Here is an 18,097-nt window from a genome sequence, read left to right on the forward strand (position 1 = left end):
AAAAAACCCCGCTTTCGCGGGGTTTTTCGTTCACCGCATCAACCGGGCGATCAGTCGCCCAGGGTCAGCAGCGAGGCGTTGCCGCCGGCAGCGGTGGTGTTCACCGTCACCGTCTTTTCGGTGGCAAAGCGCAGCAGGTAGTGCGGGCCGCCGGCCTTCGGACCGGTGCCGGACAGGCCCTGGCCGCCGAACGGCTGCACGCCGACCACCGCACCGATCTGGTTGCGGTTGACGTAGACGTTGCCGACGTGGACGCCGTTGCTGATGCGGTCGACGGTCTCGTCAATGCGCGAATGCACGCCCAGGGTCAGGCCGTAGCCGGTGGCGTTGATCTGGTCGATCACCGCGTCGAGCTGGTCGCCCTTCCAGCGGATCACGTGCAGGACCGGACCGAACACTTCCTTCTGCAGCTGGCCCAGGTCCTTCAGTTCGTACGCACGCGGTGCGAAGAAGGTGCCATTGACGGCTTCGGTGGACAGTTCGGCGGCAGCAATCAGGCGCGCTTCGCGGTCCATGCGCTCAGCGTGGTCCTGCAGGATCTTCAGCGCATCGGCGTCGATCACCGGGCCGACGTCGGTGGACAGCAAGCCGGGGTTGCCGACCTTCAGTTCCTTCATCGCACCGGCCAGCATGGTCATCACCTTGTCGGCGATGTCGTCCTGCACGAACAGCACGCGCGCGGCCGAGCAACGCTGGCCGGCGGAGGTGAAGGCCGAACCGATCGCGTCCTTGACCAGCTGTTCCGGCAGTGCCGAGGAGTCGGCGATGAAGGCGTTCTGGCCACCGGTCTCGGCAATCAGCACGCCGATGGCCGCGTCACGTGCGGCCATGGCGCGGTTGATCGCACGGGCGGTGTCGGTGGAGCCGGTGAAGGCCACGCCGGCCACGCGCGGGTCGGCGGTCAGTGCGGCACCGACGGTGGCACCGCCGCCCGGCAGGAACTGCACCACCTCGGCCGGCACGCCGGCGTCGTGCAGCAGCTTCACCGCGTAGTAGCCAATCAGGTTGGTCTGCTCGGCCGGCTTGGCGATGACGCTGTTGCCGGCGGCCAGGGCGGCAGCGACCTGGCCCAGGAAGATCGCCAGCGGGAAGTTCCACGGGCTGATGCAGACGAACACGCCACGGCCGTGCAGTTGCAGCTCGTTGGACTCACCGGTCGGGCTCGGCAGCTTCTCGGCGTGGCTGAACTGCTCGCGTGCCTGCTTGGCGTAGTAGCGCAGGAAATCCACGGCTTCGCGCACTTCGGCGATGCTGTCGGGCAGGCTCTTGCCGGCTTCCTTCACGCACAGCGCCATGAACTCCGGCATGCGCGCTTCCAGCTGGTCGGCGGCGTGCTCGAGGATGGCGGCGCGGCTGGCGGCCGGGGTGCGGTTCCAGGCCGGCTGCGCGGCCACGGCGTTGGCCAGGGCCTTCTGCACGGTGGCGGCATCGGCGGCCAGCCACTGGCCGACCACTTCGCGGGTGTCGGCCGGGTTGGTCACCGGCAGCGCGGCGCCGGCAGGGTTCGCACCCGGCACCAGCGGGGCGGCCTGCCACGGCTTCACTGCAGCGTTGATCTGCTCGGCGAGGGCGCGCAGTTCGTTGTCGTTGGCGAGGTTGGCGCCCATGGAGTTCTTCCTGTCGTGGTTCTGGCTGCGCAGCAGGTCAACCGGCAGCGGGATCTTGGGATGCGGAATCGATTCGAACGAAGCAACCATCTCGACCGGATCGCGGATCAGGTCGGCGATCGGCACGCGCTCGTCGGTGATGCGGTTGACGAAGCTGGAGTTGGCGCCGTTTTCCAGCAGGCGGCGCACCAGGTACGGCAGCAGGTCTTCATGCGAACCGACCGGCGCATACACGCGGCAGGGCAGGTTCAAGCGATCGGCCGGCACTACTTCGGCGTACAGGTCGTCGCCCATGCCGTGCAGCTTCTGGTGCTCGTACACGCCGCCATTGGCGATGCTGCGCACGGCCGCGATGGTGTGCGCGTTGTGCGTGGCGAACATCGGGTAGATCGCGTCGGCATGCGTGAACAGGCGCTTGGCGCAGGCCAGGTAGGAGACATCGGTGTTCTGCTTGCGGGTGAACACCGGGTAGCCCGGGTAGCCTTCGATCTGCGCGCGTTTGATCTCGGCGTCCCAGTAGGCGCCCTTGACCAGGCGCACCTGCAGGCGGCGACCGGCGCGGCGCGCCATGTCGGCCAGGTGGTCGATCGTGTACGGCGTGCGCTTCTGGTAGGCCTGCACGACCACACCAAAGCCATCCCAGCCGGCCAGCGAGGCGTCGGAGAAGACCTGCTCGATGATGTCCAGCGACAGTTCCAGGCGGTCGGACTCTTCGGCGTCGACGGTGCAGCCGATGCCGTAGCTCTTGGCCAGTTGTGCCAGTTCCAGCACGCCCGGCACCAGGTCCTTCAGCACGCGCTCGCGCTTGGCGTGCTCGTAGCGCGGGTACAGCGCCGACAGCTTGATCGAGATGCCCGGCGCGTTGTTGACGTCGCCGTCCGGACGGCCGCCGCGTGCCTTGTGGTCGCCGCCGATGGCGTGGATCGCACGACGGTAGTCTTCCAGGTAGCGCAGCGCGTCCTTCATGGTCAGCGCGCCTTCGCCCAGCATGTCGAACGAGTAGCGGTAATTCGCGTTGTCGCCCTTGTGCGAGCGCGACAGCGCTTCGCTGATGGTGCGGCCCATGACGAACTGGTGGCCCATGATCTTCATCGCCTGGCGCACGGCCAGGCGCACCACCGGCTCACCCACGCGGCCGACCAGGCGCTTGAACGCGCTGGGCGCATCGGCACGGGTGGCGTCGTTCATCTGCACCAGCTTGCCGGTCAGCATCAGGCCCCAGGTGGAGGCGTTGACCAGCACGGAGTCGCTGCCGCCCAGGTGCTTTTCCCAGTCGGCATCGGCCAGCTTGTCGCGGATCAGCTTGTCGGCGGTGTCCTGGTCCGGAATGCGCAGCAGCGCCTCGGCCACGCACATCAGCAGCACGCCTTCCTCGCTGCCCAGGTCGTACTGGCGCATGAAGGCTTCGATCGCGCCCTGGTCCTTGGCACGCACGCGCACGCGGCCGACCAGGTCGGCGGCCAGCGCCTGCACCTTGGCCTGCTCTTCGGCGGGCAGGCGGGCCTGCGCCAGCAGCTCGCGCACGTGGCTGGCCTCGTCCTTCAACCAGCCATCGGTGATGGCCTGGCGGAACGGGTTGGGGGGCGCCGGCAGTTCCGGCGACAGCAGCGCGCCGGGACGCGGAGCGTCGTGGGCGGCAGGGGAGGAGGAAGGTGCGTTCATGCCGGTCCGGCCAGTGGAAAACTTGGCGATTTTAATCATTTTTGCGGGTTGCGGAAGTGCCCATCAGCCACCTTCGTGAAGCGCTGATAGCCCGTAGCTGCGGTGGATTCAGCGTGTTCAGCAAGCTCGGCAGAGTTTGTGCTGAATTCGTCATTCGTGCCGCCGACCTCATGCTGTGTTGCAGCATGGTAAAAAGTGTGAATGCACCCTTGCTACCGGCGAGAGGGCGGGGCTACCATCGAGACGTTTCCCGCGGCAGGAACGCGGTTGCGACATGATCGAGGTGCTTCCAGCTCCGGATGGGTCAGGTACGCAGCTGCGGCTGCGTCCCCCACGGGCGCTCGATGCCCGGCAGTTCGTCCTGTTGTTCACCGTGTTGTCGGGTGCGATGTGGCTGGTGTCCGCCCTCGGGTGGTTGGCCGGCAATGCATTCGCCCCCCTGTTCGCGCTGCTGTACAGCCTGGTGCTGGCGGCGGCACTGCGTGCCTTGTGGCGCAGTGGTGAACGGCAGGAGGAGATCCGGGTAGTGCCGGCGTACGTGGAGGTCATCCCCGTACCCGGTGGATCGCCGGTGTTCCGGGCCCACCCCCACTGGGTGCGCCTGCTCACCGACGACGAGAGGGTCCGGCTGGCATCCAGCGGCCGGCAGGTGGAGGTGGGGAGTTTCCTCGCGCCGGCCGAACGTCAGACGCTCGCAGAGACACTTGAAAGCTTGCTCGCCGCCAGCGATGGCGGCAACCGACGACGCTAAGGGTCTAGGCAATGAAGCAAAGCAGCAGGTGGGGCACGAAGTGCGTTGCAGCGGTCGCCGCCATGGTGGCCGGGGGACTGATGCCGGCGTTGGCCTGGGCCCAGGCGGCCGATCCCAAGCCGTGGCAGCTGAACATGGGCAAGGGGGTGACCCAGACCTCGCGCCTGGCCTGGGAATCGAACAATCTCTCGTTGATCATCTGCACGGTGATCGGCGTCATCGTGTTCGGGGCGATGGCCTACGCCATCTTCAAGTTCCGCAAATCCAAGGGCGCGGTCGCCGCCACCTTCAGCCACAACACCAAGGCCGAGATCATCTGGACGGTGATCCCGGTGATCATCCTGATCGTGATGGCATGGCCGGCCACGGCCAACCTGATCAAGATGTACGACACCCGCGATGCCGAGATGACGGTGAAGGTCACCGGCTACCAGTGGATGTGGAAGTACGAATATCTCGGCGAGAACGTCACCTTCACCAGCCGCCTGGACCGCGAGTCCGACCGCGTGCGGCAAAGTGGCATCGTGCCGACCCGCGAGACTCACCCGCATTACCTGCTGGATGTCGACAACCGCCTGGTGCTGCCGGTCGATACCAAGGTGCGCTTCGTCATCACCTCCGACGACGTGATCCACGCCTGGTGGGTGCCGGCGCTGGGCTGGAAGCAGGACGCCATCCCCGGTTTCATCAATGAAGCCTGGACCAGCATCGAGCAGCCCGGCGTCTACCGCGGCCAGTGCGCCGAGCTGTGCGGCAAGGACCATGGCTTCATGCCGATCGTGGTCGAGGCGGTGTCCAAGGAAGAGTTCAAGCAGTGGCTGGCGCAGCGCAAGCCGGCGCCGCCCGCCGAGCCGGCAACGCCGGCGGCACCTGCCGAACCGACTGCACCGACGGGAGAGGCACCTGCAGCGCCTGCCGCTGCTGAAGCCGGCAGCGCGCCTGCCACCGCGGCCAGCGGAGCGTGATGTAAAGCCCGCGGCCGTTCGCGGCCGTGGTGACAACCGATTCTGAGAGGTGTTTTGCAATGGCGCACTCGGCAGTTGGGCACGACGATCACCATCACCAGCAGAGTTTCTTCGAGCGTTGGTTCTTCTCGACCAACCACAAGGACATCGGCACGCTGTACCTGGGTTTCAGCTTCATCATGTTCATCATCGGTGCGGCGATGAGCGTGGTGATCCGCGCCGAGCTGGCACAGCCGGGCCTGCAGTTCGTCAAGCCCGAGTTCTTCAACCAGATGACCACCGTGCATGCGCTGGTGATGATCTTCGGCGGCGTGATGCCGGCCTTCGTCGGCCTGGCCAACTGGATGATCCCGCTGCAGATCGGCGCGCCGGACATGGCGCTGCCGCGCATGAACAACTGGTCGTTCTGGCTGCTGCCGGTGGCCTTCAGCCTGCTGCTGCTGACCCTGTTCCTGCCCGGTGGTGCGCCGGCCGGTGGCTGGACGTTGTACCCGCCGCTGTCGCTGCAGGGCGGCTACAACGTCGCCTTCAGCGTGTTCGCGATCCACGTGGCCGGCATCAGTTCGATCATGGGCGCGATCAACATCATCGCCACCGTGCTCAACATGCGCGCGCCGGGTATCGACCTGCTGAAGATGCCGATCTTCTGCTGGGCCTGGCTCATCACTGCCTTCCTGCTGATCGCGGTGATGCCGGTGCTGGCCGGTGCGGTGACCATGCTGCTGACCGACAAGTTCTTCGGCACCAGCTTCTTCAACGCCGCCGGTGGCGGTGACCCGGTGATGTACCAGCACATCTTCTGGTTCTTCGGGCACCCCGAGGTCTACATCATGATCCTGCCCGCCTTCGGCGTGGTCAGCGAGATCATCCCGACCTTCAGCCGCAAGCCGCTGTTCGGCTACCAGGCGATGGTGTACGCCACCGCCGCGATCGCGTTCCTGTCGTTCATCGTCTGGGCCCACCACATGTTCACCGTGGGCATGCCGCTGGGCGGCGAGATCTACTTCATGTTCGCCACCATGCTGATCTCGATCCCGACCGGGGTGAAGGTGTTCAACTGGGTCAGCACCATGTGGCGTGGCTCGCTGACGTTCGAGGCGCCGATGCTGTGGTCGGTGGCCTTCGTCATCCTGTTCACCATCGGTGGCTTCTCCGGCCTGATGCTGGCCATCGTGGCGGCTGACTTCCAGTACCACGACACCTACTTCGTGGTCGCGCACTTCCACTACGTGCTGGTGACCGGCGCGGTGTTCGCGCTGATCGCGGCGGTGTACTACTGGTGGCCGAAGTGGACCGGGCGGATGTACAGCGAGAAGTGGGCCAAGGTGCACTTCTGGTGGTCGATCGTGTTCGTCAACCTGCTGTTCTTCCCGCAGCACTTCCTCGGCCTGGCCGGCATGCCGCGCCGCATTCCCGATTACAGCGTGGCCTTCGCCGACTGGAACCTGATCAGCTCGATCGGCGCGTTCGGCATGTTCGTCACCCCGTTCATGATGGCCGCGATCCTGCTGTCCTCGCTGCGCAACGGCGAGAAGGCCGAGGCCCGATCGTGGGAAGGTGCGCGCGGCCTGGAATGGACGCTGCCGTCGCCGGCACCGGCGCATACGTTCACCACGCCGCCGACCATCCGCCCGGGGGATCTGGCGCATGACGACATCACGCATTGAGGTGGGGCATGCATAACGAAAGCCCGCTCCCGATCGGTAGAGTCGAGCCATGCTCGACTGACGAAAAGCAGCCGACCAACGGTCGGCTCTACAACAGCGAAGCGCAGCCGACCAGCGGTCGGCTCTACCAGGGTGGAAGCATCGACCAGCAACGCCAGCGCGCCAGGCGCACGGCGATGTGGGTCGGCGCCATCGCCGTGCTGGTCTACGTCGGTTTCATCCTCAGCGGGGTGATCGGCCGATGAGCGAGGCGCCGGCCAGCACACCGTCACGCAGTGCGGGGCTGCCGCGCCTGATCGGCGTGGCGGTGGCGGTGTTCCTGCTCACGTTCTCGCTGGTACCGCTGTACCGCATCGCCTGCGAAAAGGTGTTCGGCGTGCGCCTGGAACGCGGTCCCGGCAGCGAGGCCAGTACCGGCGCGGCGGCCGGCAAGCGCACCGTGCGCGTGGAATTCGATGGCGGGGTCAACTCACGGCTGCCATGGTCGTTCCATCCCGAGCAGCTGACCATGGACGTGGTGCCCGGCGAACTCAACGAAGCGCTGTACTTCGCCCGCAATGACAGCCAGCAGGCAGTGGTCGGCAGCGCGGTGCCTTCGGTGGCACCGGCGCGTGCGTCGGGCTTCTTCAGCAAGACCGAGTGCTTCTGTTTCACCGCGCAGACGCTGCAGGCCGGCGAGAAGCGCGACATGCCGGTGCGCTTCATCGTCGATCCGGACCTGCCACCGGAGATCAAGACGATCACGCTGTCCTACACCTTCTACCGCAACGACGCGCTGTCCGATCGGCTGGCTCCGGCCGCCACCTCGGAAGGCGCGCACGCTGCACCCTGACCCCGGATACCGACATGGCCCAGACACCGACCGACGCCAACGTGTACTTCGTCCCGGCCCAGAGCAAATGGCCGTTCGTGGGTTCCATCGCGATGATGGTGACCATGGTCGGTGTGGCCAGCTGGCTCAACGATGCCAGCTGGGGACGCTGGACGTTCTACATCGGCATCGCGATGCTGGTGCTGACCCTGTTCTGGTGGTTCAGCGACGTGGTGCGCGAATCGCAGGCCGGCAACTACAACCATCAGGTCGATGGCTCGTTCCGGATGGGGATGATCTGGTTCATCTTCTCCGAAGTGATGTTCTTCGGTGCGTTCTTCGGCGCGCTGTTCTACACCCGCAACCTGGGCCTGTCGTGGCTCAGCGGCGAAGGCCGCGGGGTGATGACCAACGAGCTGCTCTGGCAGGGCTATTCCGCCGGATGGCCGACCAATGGCCCGGCGGCGATCGGTGGTGCGTTCCAGACCATTCCGGCCTGGGGCCTGCCGCTGATCAACACGCTGATCCTGTTGACCTCAGGCGTGACCCTGACCATCGCCCATCACGCGCTGAAGGCCGGCAACCGCCGCCAGCTGCTGATCTGGCTGGGCCTGACCGTGGTGCTCGGCCTCGGCTTCCTGACCCTGCAGGCGGAGGAGTACATCCACGCCTACAAGGAACTGAACCTGACGCTCGGTTCGGGCATCTACGGTTCAACGTTCTTCATGCTGACCGGCTTCCACGGCGCGCACGTGCTGCTGGGCACGATCATGCTGATCGTGATGTGGCTGCGATCGGCCAAGGGGCACTTCACCCGCGACAACCATTTCGGTTTCGAAGCCGCCGCGTGGTACTGGCACTTCGTCGACGTGGTGTGGCTGATGCTCTTCATGTTCGTCTACGTGCTTTGACCGCGCACGTATCGGTGGCCTCAGCCGCCGATGCCGTGCGGTTTGATCCAGCCCATGTAGATGCTCACGATCACCAGCAGGATCAACGCCACCGACACCGCGATGCGGCGGGTCAGTGCGTTGACCGTGCGCTTGGTCTGGCCGCGGTCGACCAGCAGGTAATACAGGCCGGCGCCCAGATTCCAGACGATGACGATCAGAAACGCGATTACCAGCAGGGTCTTCAGCGAATCACTCATGCGCGGCTCGAGGGCAGGGTGGATGTGCCTATCTGACCGCGTTTGCGCGGACTTGTCATGATGCGCCAGCACACGCGCCTGATCGGCTGGCTGTTGGCGCTGCTGGCGATGGCTGCTTTCACCGCGTTGGGGCTGTGGCAGCTGCAGCGCATGCATGCCAAACAGGCAATGTTGGATGCACAAGGTCCAGCCGTGGCACAGGCGCTGCCACTGGCGCAGGCTCTGGCGGCGCCCGGCGCGTTGCACGGCGTGGCCGACCACGGCCGCTTCCTGCCCGGCGTGGTGCTGCTGGACAACCAGACCCGGCATGGTCGCGCCGGGGTGAAGATCTATCGTCCGTTCCGCAGTGACGGAGGCAGCGTGCTGCTGGTCGACCTCGGCTGGCGCGCGCTGCCGCCGGATCGCACGCTGCCGGATGTGCCGGCGCCGCCTTCGCCGGTGGCGGTGCGTGGGTTGTTGGCGCCGCCGCCGTCGGCGGGACTGGCACTGGGCGCGGCGTTCTCCGCTACCGATGAGGCCGGGCGTTGGCTGGCCAGCCGTTTGCCCGCCGAAGGCCTGGCGCGCGCGCTGGGGCTGCAGGCGTTACCCGAACGCGTCCTGCGCCTGGACCCGGCACTGCCATTCGGCGACGAACGCGATCTGGACCTGCTGCCGAACACGCTGCCGCCGCAGCGTCACCTGGGCTACGCCGTGCAGTGGTTCGGCCTGGCCCTGACCGTGCTGGTGGTCGCGCTGGTGCTGGAGTGGCGCAGGAGACGTGCCGTGGCCCGGTAGTGCCGGCCGCTGGCCGGCATCCCCTCGGATTCCTGGATGCCGGCCAGCGGCCGGCACTACCGGGGCACCACACCCGCATCCCTTACCCAACCATGAGAAAATGCCCCGCATGAACACTGCTACGTCCCCGCAGGCGCGCGGCTCCGGCCGCCGGACCCTGGTGCTGCTGTTTGCCGTGTTCTTCGGTGCGATGGCACTGGCCGCCGTGCTGCGCTTCTCCGGCTGGCAACCGACCGGGCACCGCAATGCCGGCCAGCTGCTGAAGCCGCCGGTGGACCTGCGCCAGCAGGCGCCGACCCTGGCCAGCGGCCAGCCCTACGCCTGGAACCCCGAGGCCCGTACCTGGCGCCTGCTGGTGGCGCCGGCCGGAGCCTGCGACGCGCAGTGCGTCACTTTGTCGCAGGGACTGGGCAAGGTGTGGCAGCTGTTCGGCCATAACGCCGATAATGTCGAAATCCTGTGGCTGGGAACGCCACCGGCGTCGATCGCCTCGCTGCCCGCGCTGCGGCCGCTGGCTCCGTCGCCAGCACTGCGCGCGGCCCTGCCCGGCGTCGACGATCCGGCTGGCCTGCCGGTCTACGTGATCGATCCGAACGGCTTCGTGATCATGCGTCATGCCCCGGGCACCGACCTGGGTGGCCTGCGCAAGGACATGGCCACGTTGCTGAAACTGAAGTGAGTCCCGTTTGATGAGCCTTTCCGCGCGTCCGGCGCTGCACCGCAATTTCCACCGCCTGGCGTGGTTCGCCATGATCATGACCGCGAGCACGATCATGTTCGGCGCGTTCGTGCGCCTGTCCGATGCCGGCCTGAGCTGCCCGGACTGGCCGACCTGCTATGGCCAGGCCACCTGGCCGCAGCACGTGGAAGAGACCATCGGCCACCCGGCGGCGGAGATCCGCCCGCTGGAGACCCACAAGGCCTGGCGTGAGCAGGTGCACCGCTTCCTGGCTGGCGCGCTGGGCATCGAGATCCTGACCCTGGCCCTGTTGGCCACGCGCAAGCGGCGATTCGGAAGCACGGCGGTGGTGACCGCCTGCGTGCTGGTGGCCGCCGGCATACCGCTGTACATGATGGGCTGGCATGGCACGGCCAGCGTGCTGGCGTTGATCGGTGAGGCGATCCTGCTGATCGCCGCGCTGCGCTGGAGCAACATCGACCTGGCGCGCGCTGCATTGCTGACCCTGGCGGTGGTGATCTTCCAGGCCTTGCTGGGCATGTGGACGGTGACCCTGCTGCTCAAACCCATCGTAGTGATGGGCCATCTGCTCGGTGGCATGCTGATGTTCGGCCTGCTGGTGTGGATGGCCTGGCGCGCGACGCACATGCCGATCACGCTGGCCGAGGCGCCGAAGCTGAAGTGGCTGCTGCGCATCGGCGTAGCGGTGCTGGTCACCCAGATCGCGCTGGGGGGCTGGGTCAGCGCCAATTACGCGGCGCTGGCCTGCGGCGGTGGCAGCGCCTCGCTGGACAACTTCCCGCGCTGCGCCAACCAGTGGTGGCCGCAGCACAACTTCGTCGAAGGCTTCACCCTGTGGCGTGGCATCGGCGTGGACTACGAAGGCGGCGTGCTGGATGGCGCCTCGCGTATCGCCATCCAGATGGCGCACCGCCTGTTCGCGGTGGTGGTGGCTGTCTACCTGCTGTGGCTGGGCGTGCGCCTGTTCCGGTTGCCGAGCATGCGTGGCTGGGCCAGCGCGTTGATCGCGCTGCTGGTGCTGCAGGTCACCCTCGGCATCCTCAATGTGAAGCTGGCGCTGCCGCTGGAAGTGGCGGTGGCCCACAACGGCGTGGCCGTTGCCCTGTTGTTCGTGCTGGTCAGCCTGCTGGCCCGCCTGCGTGCCCCGGACTGATTCCATGTTTTCCAATTACCGCCAGTACTGGGACCTGACCAAGCCCAAGGTCGTTGCCCTCATTGTCTTCACCGCCCTGGTCGGCATGGTCCTGGCCATCCCCGGCGTGCCCAGCTGGGAGCAGGTGCGCGCAGGCGTGCTCGGCTTCCTCGGTATCTGGCTGGCCGCTTCGGCCGCCGCCGCGATCAACCAGTTGCTGGATGCGCACATCGATGCGCAGATGGCGCGCACATCGTGGCGTCCGCTGGTGGTGGGCAAGGTCAAGCCGTGGCAGGTGCTGGTGTTCGCCGGCGTGCTGATCGTGTTGTCGATGGTCATCCTGGTGCTGTGGGTGAACCTGATCACCGCCGTGCTGACCTTTGCCTCGCTGATCGGCTACGCGGTGATCTACACCGTGTACCTCAAGCGTGCGACCTCGCAGAACATCGTCATCGGTGGCCTGGCCGGCGCAATGCCGCCGATGCTGGGCTGGGCCGCGGTGACCGGCATGCAGGGCTCGTCGGACTGGGCGTACTCGTCGCTGCTGGTGCTGATCATCTTCATCTGGACCCCGCCGCACTTCTGGGCGCTGGCGATCTTCCGCCGCGAGGATTACGCCAAGGCGGAGATCCCGATGCTGCCGGTGACCCATGGCGTGGTGCACACCCGCAAGCAGATCATGGTGTATTCGGTGGTGCTGGCGCTGGTCTGCCTGCTGCCGTACCTGGTGGGCATGAGCGGTGCGTTCTACCTGGGCGGCGCGATCGTGCTCAACGCCGTGTTCCTCTGGTACGCCTGGCGCATGCTCAATCCGCCGGACGAACTGTTCTCGATGAAGATGTTCTATTACTCCATCGTCTACCTGATGGCGCTGTTCGCCTTCCTGCTGGTGGACCATTGGATCCTGCCCTGGCTGTAGAGTCGAGCCATGCTCGACTCGGGGGCGGATCCCCGTCGGGGCTCTGACCCGGTCTGATGGTGGGCGCATCCACGCATGGCGTGGATCTACTTGAACCGCGGTTGCTGTGTCGCCATTGCTGTTCCTGACCTCAAGGAAAGGAAGGCGCAGGGATGCATTCGATCTTCCGCTGGACTGCGGCGCTGCTGCTGACGCTGGGCATGGCCCTTAGTGCGCATGCCGACGACACCGCCGTGCAGATCCGCCAGCACGCCGGTGAGCATCGCCTGCTGGTGCTGGGTGAATTTCACGGTACCCGCGAGACACCGCTGCTGGTACGCCAGCTGGTGGACGACTACAGCCGCACCGGCCCGGTCGTGCTGGCGCTGGAACTGCCATGCGGCGAAACCCCCACGTTACGCGATTACCTGGCTTCCGATGGCGGCGAGCAGGCGCGCCAGCAGCTGCGCAGGCGTGCCTTCTGGAGCGTGCGCGACGACCAGCACGATGGCCGTCGCAGCCGCGACATGCTGGCGATGATCGAAAGCCTGCGCGTGCTGAAGTCGCAGGGGCGTGTGATCGAAGTCGTTGGCTATGACGTCAATGCCAGCAAGGGCGGCAACCAGGCACGCGATGACCGCATGGCTACCGAGTTGCGGCGCCTGTACCGGCGCCTGCCGGCTGACGCACGCATGCTGGTGCTGACCGGTAACGTGCACGCCATGCTGCAGCGGCCGGGCGGTGCGCCGCCGGAAATGCAGACCCGGCCGATGGCATCGGCGTTGCGTGATCTGGACATCTACAGTGTGCGGCTGGGAGCACAGCGTGGTGAGACTTGGGCGTGCCTTGACCGATGCTCGGCCAGGCCATTGCCGGAACAGGCGGCGCGAGGGCCGCGGGTGGATACTCATGCGGGCCGGCAATACGACCTGTGGGTGTGGATGCCGCAGCTGAGCGTCGGCACGCTGGCAGAACCGTGAATCCACGCGTGGCCAATCATCAGCCGAGCTTGGGCGGCTCTACAGTAGATCCACGCCATGCGTGGATGATTTCCCCGATGGTCAGGGCTTGCGCCGCGCGTAACGCTGCGCGATCACACCGCAGACGATCAGCTGGATCTGGTGGTAGATCATCACCGGCAGCACGATCGCGCCGAGGCTTCCACCGGCGAACAGCACCTTGGCGATCGGCACACCGGTGGCCAGGCTCTTCTTCGAGCCGCAGAAGACGATGGCGATCTCGTCCTCGCGGTTGAAGCGCAGGCGACGCGCGATGAAGGTGATCAGCGGCATGGCGATGCCCAGCAGCACGGCGGCGACCACCGCCACGGCCAGCAGCGACAGCAGCGGTGTCTTGCTCCACAGCCCTTCGGTCACCGCTTCGCCGAACGCGGAGTACACCACCAGCAGGATGGTGGCTTGGTCGGTGTAGCGCAGCAGCGCGCGCTGCTTCTCCACCCAGCCGGCAATCCACGGCCGCAGCAGGTGGCCGGCCACGAACGGCACCAGCAGCTGCAGCATGATGCCGCCGATCGCGTGCAGCGGGTCGTGCACGCCGCCGGAGGTACCGGCCAGCGCGGTCAGCAGCAGCGGGGTCAGGAACACACCGAGGATGCTCGACAGCGAGGCGCTGCATACCGCGGCAGGCACGTTGCCGCGTGCCATCGAGGTGAACGCGATGGACGACTGCACGGTGGAGGGCAGGGTGCACAGGAACAGCACGCCCAGGTACAGCTCCGGGGTCAGCAGCCAGCCCGACAGTGGCTTGAACATCAGCCCCAGCAGCGGGAACAGGATGAAGGTGCAGGCCAGGATGGTCAGGTGCAGCCGCCAGTGCAGCATGCCGCCGATGATCGACTCGCGCGGCAGGCGCGCGCCATGCAGGAAGAACAGCGCGGCGATGGCGACGGTGGTGACATCATCGAGCACGATGGCGGCGGCGCCCTTCATCGGCAGCAGCGAGGCCAGGCCGACGGTGCACAGCAGGGCGAGGGTGAAGTTGTCCGGTCGCAGGCGCGACCACCAGCGGGTCATGGTGGGCAGAGTCCTTGGTGCGGAGGGTTCTTCAGGGCGAGGTGACCGGCGTGGCCAGGCGCTGGCGGGTGGCGGCTTCCAGCGACTTCAGGCCAGCACGCTGGCCCAGCTGAAGGGCCTGTTCGGGGCTGGCATGTTCGTAGCGTGCATTGACCAGGCCGAGCACGGCACCGGCGCGGTTGCCGGACGCACAGTGCAGCAGCACCGGCCCCTGGCTCTGCTGCAGGGCCTGGTGCACGGCGCGCACGTTGGCGGCATCGAGCCCCTCGGCGCCGGCCACCGGAATGCGCACGTAGCGCAGGCCCAGTGATTCGGCCACGCGGGTTTCGTCGAAACCCCGGTCCTCGCCGGGCTGGCGCAGGTCGATCACGGTGCGCACGCCCTGCGCGGCCAGGGCCTGCAGCTGTGTGGCGCTGGGTTGGCCGCCGGCATACAGGCCGGGGCGGACTTCGTTCAGGGGCGCGTCTTCGGCCAGGGCCGTCAGCGGCAGGCAGAGCGACAACAACAGCAGGCAGGTCAGGCGCAGCAGCATGGTCCTCTCCGTGAAAACGTTCTGCCCGCTACAGGCGCAGTCCGGCCCGCGCTTTCAGCAGCTCGCGCAGTTCGTATTTGTCAGTATCGTCCAGACCCTGTTGGCGCTGCTTTGCCAACAACTCCTCCAGACGTTGCACCAGCAGCTGTTTCTCCAGCTGGGCCACGGCATCGTGCAGTTCCTGGGTCCACATCGCGTCGTCGCCGGGCATCGTCTGCGCGGCCAGCGTGTGCAGTGACGCCTGCTCCTCACGCCCGTCGAAGTGCTCCAGCAGTGCGCCGGTGCTGATGTCCGGACGTTGCTCGACCAGGTCCAGCAGCTCCAGCAGCAGCTCCACGCCCGGCAGGCGCAGGCCCTGGAAGTGGTGCTTGCCGCCCAGCGTCAGCGCCAGCGACGGCTGCTGCAGCAGTACGGCGATCGCGCCGCGCACCAGGCTGCGCTTGGCCACGGGCTGGATCGCTCGCGAGGGCTGGCGTTGCGGCATCGGTGCGCGCGCTGCCTGGGCATTGCCGCCAAGGCCGGTCAGCTGCGCCAGCTGCTGCTTCATCAGGTCGCCGAAGGCGCCGTCGGGAATCTGCGCCAGCATCGGCTTTGCGCGCTCGGCCAGGCGCGCCTTGCCGTCCAGCGTGCCCAGGTTGATTTCGCGGGTGAGCTCGTCGAAGAAGAACTGCGACAGCGGCGTGGCCTGTTTCAGGCGTTCGTTGAAGGCCTCGGCGCCTTCCTTGCGCACGATGGTGTCCGGGTCCTCGCCATCGGGCAGGAACAGGAAGAAGGCCTGGCGGCCATCCTTCATGCGCGGCAGCACCGACTCCAGCGCCTTCCAGCCGGCGCGGCGGCCGGCGGCGTCGCCATCGAAGCAGAAGAACACATCCGGTGCGTTGCGGAACAGCAGCTCGGCATGGTCCGGCGTGGTTGCGGTACCCAGCGTCGCCACCGCCTGGGTGACCCCGAACTGGAACAGCGAGACCACGTCCATGTAGCCCTCGACCACGATCAGCCGCTCGATCTTCTGGTTGGCCTGGCGCACCTGCCACAGGCCGTACAGTTCGCGGCCCTTGTGGAACAGCGCGGTCTCGGGCGAGTTGAGGTACTTGGGGCCGTCGTCCTTCTCGAACACGCGGCCACCGAAAGCGATGACCCGGCCGCGGCGGTCGAAGATCGGGAACATCACCCGGTCGCGGAACTTGTCGTAGACGTGACCGCGATCGTTCTTGGAGAACAGGCCGGCGCGGTCGAGCAGCTTCATCCGCCGCTCGTCCTTGCCCAACGCATCGCGCAGGCCGCTGTAGCCATCCGGCGCGTAGCCGATCTGGAAGCGCGCGCGGTTCTCTTCATCCACACCGCGGCCATCCAGGTAGCTGCGGGCCTTGTCGCTGCCCTGCAGGTTGCTCTGGAAAAACTTCGTGGCCGCCTCAAGCGCCGAGTACAGCTCGCGGCTGTCGTCCTGCTGCTGGGGGCTGCGCGGATTCTCGCTGCGCGGCACTTCCATGCCTGCGCGCTTGGCCAGTTCATCCACCGCGTCGAGGAATTCGAGGCGGTCGTAGTTCATCAGGAAGCTGATCGCGGTGCCGTGCGCGCCACAGCCGAAGCAGTGATAGAACTGCTTGGTGGGCGAGACCGTGAACGACGCCGAGCGCTCGTCATGGAACGGGCAACGCGCTGCGTATTCCTTGCCCTGTCGCTTCAACGGCACGCGGCTGCCCACCACCTCGACGATGTCGGAGCGGGCGAGCAGATCGTCGATGAAAGCGTCGGGGATACGGGCCATGGGCAACAGAACGGGGCGCGGCCGCAGGGCGCGCAGCAGGGGCGGCAGGTTCCCCTAGTTTACTCGCTGGCGGTGCCGGGGCTGGCCTGTTCCGCATCGGCCCCGGCCCTGGCCAGTTGCGCCCGTGCATGCTGCCGTTCGTCGATCACCGCGGTCATCAACGCACCGACGAAGAACACGGCGGTGGCGTAGTAGATCCAGACCAGCGAGATCACCAGCGCGCCCATCGAACCGTAGGCGCTACCCGGGGCCACCGTGGCGATGTAGACGCCGATGCCATAGCGGCCGAGGGTGAACAGCACCGAGGTGATGGCACCGCCGATGAAGGCCTGGCGCCAGGCCACGCGGCGGTCCGGCAGGTAGTGGTAGAGGAAGGCGAAGGCCAGCGTGTACAGCAGCAGCGAGGTCAGGTAGCCGATCGCCGGCAGCACCGAGGGCAGCTGCGCGAACACCACCTGCAGTGCGGTGGTGGCGGTCATCGACAGGATCAGCAGGAAGCCCAGCGCCAGCACCACGCCGAATGAGAACACGCGTTTGCGCAGCCAGGCCTTGATGCCTTCCAGACGCTGGCCGCTGGTGTGGAAGATCCGGTTCAGCGCGTTCTGCAGCTGGGCGAACACGGCGGTGGCGCCGATGAACAGCAGCAGCGTGCTCCACAGCCCGGCCAATGAACCGACGCTGGGCTGGCTGTTGGCGTTGTGCAGCACGGTGTCGGCGACGCTGGCCACGCTGCTGCCGGCCACCGAACCGATCTGGCTGATCAACGTCTGTTGTGCCGGTGGGTACAGCGAGGCGGTCAGCCACAGCAGCAGCACCAGCAGCGGTGCCATCGACAGCAGGGCATAGAAGGAGACCGAGGCGGCCTGGGTCAGCACGTCGATTTCGACGAAGCGCTTGGCGACGGCCATCGGGAAGCTGTCCTGCAGGCGATCGGCGTAGTGGCGAAGCCGTGCGGGAATGCCGTGGGGACGCGTGTCGGCGGGGGAGTGCGATTGCTCGACCATGGGGATGTTGTAGCAGCCGGGGGTCGAAGGTGCGGTGAAGCGGGTGCATCAATGGGGTCAGAGCCCTTCCGCGATGCGAAAGGGATCCGACCCCGGCAATGGCTTACGCCAGCTGCTGCTTGACCAGCTTGGAGACCAGACCCATGTCGGCCTGGCCAGCGAGCTTGGGCTTCAATGCGCCCATCAGCTTGCCCATGTCGGCCGGACCGGAAGCGCCGGTCTCGGCGATGGCGGCCTGGATCGCGGCGACGATCTCGGCTTCGCCCATCTTGGCCGGCAGGTAGGCTTCGATGACCACGATCTCGGCGCGCTCGATCTCCGCCAGGTCCTCGCGGTTGGCGGCTTCGAACTGGCTGACCGAGTCCTTGCGCTGCTTGACCATCTTGTCGAGCACGGCGATCACGGCGGTGTCATCCAGCTCGATGCGCTCGTCCACTTCGCGCTGCTTGATGGCGGCGTTGATCAGGCGGATCACGCCCAGCTTGTGCTTCTCGCCCGCCTTCATGGCGGCCTTCATGTCTTCGGTGAGCTGCTGCTTCATGCTCATGAGGAACCTCGTGGTGGTAGGTGGGGCGGGGCGGATGCCCGAACCCGGAAACGCAAAAAGCCGGCGACGCTCGCGCGTGCCGGCTTCGGCTCCATC

Annotated in this window: 18 protein-coding genes; 11 read left to right on the forward strand and 7 right to left on the reverse strand. The window is 66.7% G+C overall.

Annotated features, from left to right (window positions below; all coding sequences use genetic code 11):
- Nucleotides 1–50: 50 nt before the first annotated feature.
- Nucleotides 51–3,269 carry a bifunctional proline dehydrogenase/L-glutamate gamma-semialdehyde dehydrogenase PutA gene (putA, locus tag ACZLIB_RS01875; protein ID WP_478468999.1) on the reverse strand — a complete coding sequence of 1,073 codons (3,219 nt, stop codon included), beginning with the start codon at nucleotides 3,267–3,269 and terminating at the stop codon, nucleotides 51–53.
- A gap of 274 nt (nucleotides 3,270–3,543) precedes the next feature.
- Here putA and ACZLIB_RS01880 point away from each other — a divergent pair, with 274 nt between their 5' ends.
- Genes ACZLIB_RS01880 through ACZLIB_RS01905 form a run of 6 tightly spaced genes read left to right on the forward strand, consistent with a single transcriptional unit; the run spans nucleotide 3,544 to nucleotide 8,374 of the window.
- Nucleotides 3,544–4,020, forward strand: a complete 477-nt coding sequence (locus tag ACZLIB_RS01880; RefSeq protein WP_004153894.1) for a DUF2244 domain-containing protein — start codon at nucleotides 3,544–3,546, stop codon at nucleotides 4,018–4,020.
- An 11-nt stretch (nucleotides 4,021–4,031) separates the two neighbouring features.
- Nucleotides 4,032–4,985: a cytochrome c oxidase subunit II gene (gene coxB / locus ACZLIB_RS01885; protein WP_032129720.1), complete on the forward strand. Its 954-nt coding sequence runs from the start codon at nucleotides 4,032–4,034 to the stop codon at nucleotides 4,983–4,985.
- 59 nt (nucleotides 4,986–5,044) lie between these two features.
- Entirely contained in the window at nucleotides 5,045–6,652 is a 1,608-nt protein-coding gene (gene ctaD / locus ACZLIB_RS01890; protein WP_004153896.1) for a cytochrome c oxidase subunit I, read from the forward strand.
- Nucleotides 6,653–6,660: 8 nt separating this feature from the next.
- Nucleotides 6,661–6,897 (forward strand): hypothetical protein, encoded by a 237-nt coding sequence (locus tag ACZLIB_RS01895; RefSeq protein WP_285302888.1) that lies wholly within the window; start codon nucleotides 6,661–6,663, stop codon nucleotides 6,895–6,897.
- Nucleotides 6,894–7,484, forward strand: coding sequence for a cytochrome c oxidase assembly protein (locus ACZLIB_RS01900; protein WP_180868821.1), 591 nt, complete (start codon nucleotides 6,894–6,896; stop codon nucleotides 7,482–7,484). Before ACZLIB_RS01895 ends, ACZLIB_RS01900 begins: the two co-directional genes overlap by 4 nt.
- 14 nt (nucleotides 7,485–7,498) lie before the next feature.
- On the forward strand, nucleotides 7,499–8,374 hold the full coding sequence (locus tag ACZLIB_RS01905; RefSeq protein WP_005412024.1) for a cytochrome c oxidase subunit 3: 876 nt from the start codon (nucleotides 7,499–7,501) through the stop codon (nucleotides 8,372–8,374).
- Nucleotides 8,375–8,394: 20 nt separating this feature from the next.
- On the opposite strand, the gene ACZLIB_RS01910 is transcribed toward ACZLIB_RS01905, so the two are convergent.
- Complete coding sequence (locus ACZLIB_RS01910) at nucleotides 8,395–8,613, reverse strand: twin transmembrane helix small protein (RefSeq protein WP_005412025.1); 219 nt, start codon at nucleotides 8,611–8,613, stop codon at nucleotides 8,395–8,397.
- A gap of 57 nt (nucleotides 8,614–8,670) precedes the next feature.
- Between ACZLIB_RS01910 and ACZLIB_RS01915 the strand changes: the two genes are divergently transcribed.
- The 5 genes from ACZLIB_RS01915 to ACZLIB_RS01935 all read left to right on the forward strand — a co-directional run bounded on the left by ACZLIB_RS01915 (nucleotide 8,671) and on the right by ACZLIB_RS01935 (nucleotide 13,097).
- Nucleotides 8,671–9,387: an SURF1 family protein gene (locus ACZLIB_RS01915; protein WP_478469001.1), complete on the forward strand. Its 717-nt coding sequence runs from the start codon at nucleotides 8,671–8,673 to the stop codon at nucleotides 9,385–9,387.
- A gap of 109 nt (nucleotides 9,388–9,496) precedes the next feature.
- Entirely contained in the window at nucleotides 9,497–10,066 is a 570-nt protein-coding gene (locus tag ACZLIB_RS01920) for a hypothetical protein (RefSeq protein WP_032129724.1), read from the forward strand.
- A gap of 10 nt (nucleotides 10,067–10,076) precedes the next feature.
- Nucleotides 10,077–11,240 carry a COX15/CtaA family protein gene (locus ACZLIB_RS01925; RefSeq protein WP_032129725.1) on the forward strand — a complete coding sequence of 388 codons (1,164 nt, stop codon included), beginning with the start codon at nucleotides 10,077–10,079 and terminating at the stop codon, nucleotides 11,238–11,240.
- Nucleotides 11,241–11,244: 4 nt separating this feature from the next.
- A complete protein-coding gene (gene cyoE, locus ACZLIB_RS01930) occupies nucleotides 11,245–12,138 on the forward strand; it encodes a heme o synthase (protein WP_010484229.1) in 894 nt (297 codons plus the stop codon).
- Nucleotides 12,139–12,290: 152 nt separating this feature from the next.
- Nucleotides 12,291–13,097 carry a calcium-binding protein gene (locus tag ACZLIB_RS01935; protein WP_478469002.1) on the forward strand — a complete coding sequence of 269 codons (807 nt, stop codon included), beginning with the start codon at nucleotides 12,291–12,293 and terminating at the stop codon, nucleotides 13,095–13,097.
- Between the two features lie 81 nt (nucleotides 13,098–13,178).
- Here ACZLIB_RS01935 and ACZLIB_RS01940 read toward each other — a convergent pair whose 3' ends face one another.
- The 5 genes from ACZLIB_RS01940 to ACZLIB_RS01960 form a co-directional block, all read right to left on the reverse strand.
- Nucleotides 13,179–14,150, reverse strand: coding sequence for a bile acid:sodium symporter family protein (locus tag ACZLIB_RS01940; RefSeq protein WP_049449416.1), 972 nt, complete (start codon nucleotides 14,148–14,150; stop codon nucleotides 13,179–13,181).
- A gap of 31 nt (nucleotides 14,151–14,181) precedes the next feature.
- Nucleotides 14,182–14,682 carry a protein tyrosine phosphatase family protein gene (locus ACZLIB_RS01945; RefSeq protein WP_478469004.1) on the reverse strand — a complete coding sequence of 167 codons (501 nt, stop codon included), beginning with the start codon at nucleotides 14,680–14,682 and terminating at the stop codon, nucleotides 14,182–14,184.
- Nucleotides 14,683–14,710: 28 nt separating this feature from the next.
- Nucleotides 14,711–16,450, reverse strand: a complete 1,740-nt coding sequence (dnaG, locus tag ACZLIB_RS01950) for a DNA primase (RefSeq protein ID WP_012509841.1) — start codon at nucleotides 16,448–16,450, stop codon at nucleotides 14,711–14,713.
- A gap of 59 nt (nucleotides 16,451–16,509) precedes the next feature.
- Nucleotides 16,510–17,454 carry a YihY/virulence factor BrkB family protein gene (locus tag ACZLIB_RS01955; RefSeq protein WP_050509858.1) on the reverse strand — a complete coding sequence of 315 codons (945 nt, stop codon included), beginning with the start codon at nucleotides 17,452–17,454 and terminating at the stop codon, nucleotides 16,510–16,512.
- A gap of 103 nt (nucleotides 17,455–17,557) precedes the next feature.
- Entirely contained in the window at nucleotides 17,558–18,001 is a 444-nt protein-coding gene (locus ACZLIB_RS01960; RefSeq protein WP_004153909.1) for a GatB/YqeY domain-containing protein, read from the reverse strand.
- Nucleotides 18,002–18,097: the final 96 nt, after the last annotated feature.

The sequence above is a fragment of the Stenotrophomonas sp. 220_Sma genome, from assembly GCF_056487375.1.

Coding starts and splice junctions, on each gene's coding strand:
- ctaD (WP_004153896.1), top strand. CDS start 5,045: ATGGCGCACTCGGCAGTTGGGCACGACGATCACCATCACCAGCAGAGT.
- ACZLIB_RS01905 (WP_005412024.1), top strand. CDS start 7,499: ATGGCCCAGACACCGACCGACGCCAACGTGTACTTCGTCCCGGCCCAG.
- dnaG (WP_012509841.1), bottom strand. CDS start 16,450: ATGGCCCGTATCCCCGACGCTTTCATCGACGATCTGCTCGCCCGCTCC.
- coxB (WP_032129720.1), top strand. CDS start 4,032: ATGAAGCAAAGCAGCAGGTGGGGCACGAAGTGCGTTGCAGCGGTCGCC.
- ACZLIB_RS01900 (WP_180868821.1), top strand. CDS start 6,894: ATGAGCGAGGCGCCGGCCAGCACACCGTCACGCAGTGCGGGGCTGCCG.
- ACZLIB_RS01880 (WP_004153894.1), top strand. CDS start 3,544: ATGATCGAGGTGCTTCCAGCTCCGGATGGGTCAGGTACGCAGCTGCGG.
- ACZLIB_RS01920 (WP_032129724.1), top strand. CDS start 9,497: ATGAACACTGCTACGTCCCCGCAGGCGCGCGGCTCCGGCCGCCGGACC.
- ACZLIB_RS01940 (WP_049449416.1), bottom strand. CDS start 14,150: ATGACCCGCTGGTGGTCGCGCCTGCGACCGGACAACTTCACCCTCGCC.
- ACZLIB_RS01945 (WP_478469004.1), bottom strand. CDS start 14,682: ATGCTGCTGCGCCTGACCTGCCTGCTGTTGTTGTCGCTCTGCCTGCCG.
- ACZLIB_RS01955 (WP_050509858.1), bottom strand. CDS start 17,454: ATGGTCGAGCAATCGCACTCCCCCGCCGACACGCGTCCCCACGGCATT.
- cyoE (WP_010484229.1), top strand. CDS start 11,245: ATGTTTTCCAATTACCGCCAGTACTGGGACCTGACCAAGCCCAAGGTC.
- ACZLIB_RS01915 (WP_478469001.1), top strand. CDS start 8,671: ATGATGCGCCAGCACACGCGCCTGATCGGCTGGCTGTTGGCGCTGCTG.
- ACZLIB_RS01895 (WP_285302888.1), top strand. CDS start 6,661: ATGCATAACGAAAGCCCGCTCCCGATCGGTAGAGTCGAGCCATGCTCG.
- ACZLIB_RS01925 (WP_032129725.1), top strand. CDS start 10,077: ATGAGCCTTTCCGCGCGTCCGGCGCTGCACCGCAATTTCCACCGCCTG.
- ACZLIB_RS01960 (WP_004153909.1), bottom strand. CDS start 18,001: ATGAGCATGAAGCAGCAGCTCACCGAAGACATGAAGGCCGCCATGAAG.
- putA (WP_478468999.1), bottom strand. CDS start 3,269: ATGAACGCACCTTCCTCCTCCCCTGCCGCCCACGACGCTCCGCGTCCC.
- ACZLIB_RS01935 (WP_478469002.1), top strand. CDS start 12,291: ATGCATTCGATCTTCCGCTGGACTGCGGCGCTGCTGCTGACGCTGGGC.
- ACZLIB_RS01910 (WP_005412025.1), bottom strand. CDS start 8,613: ATGAGTGATTCGCTGAAGACCCTGCTGGTAATCGCGTTTCTGATCGTC.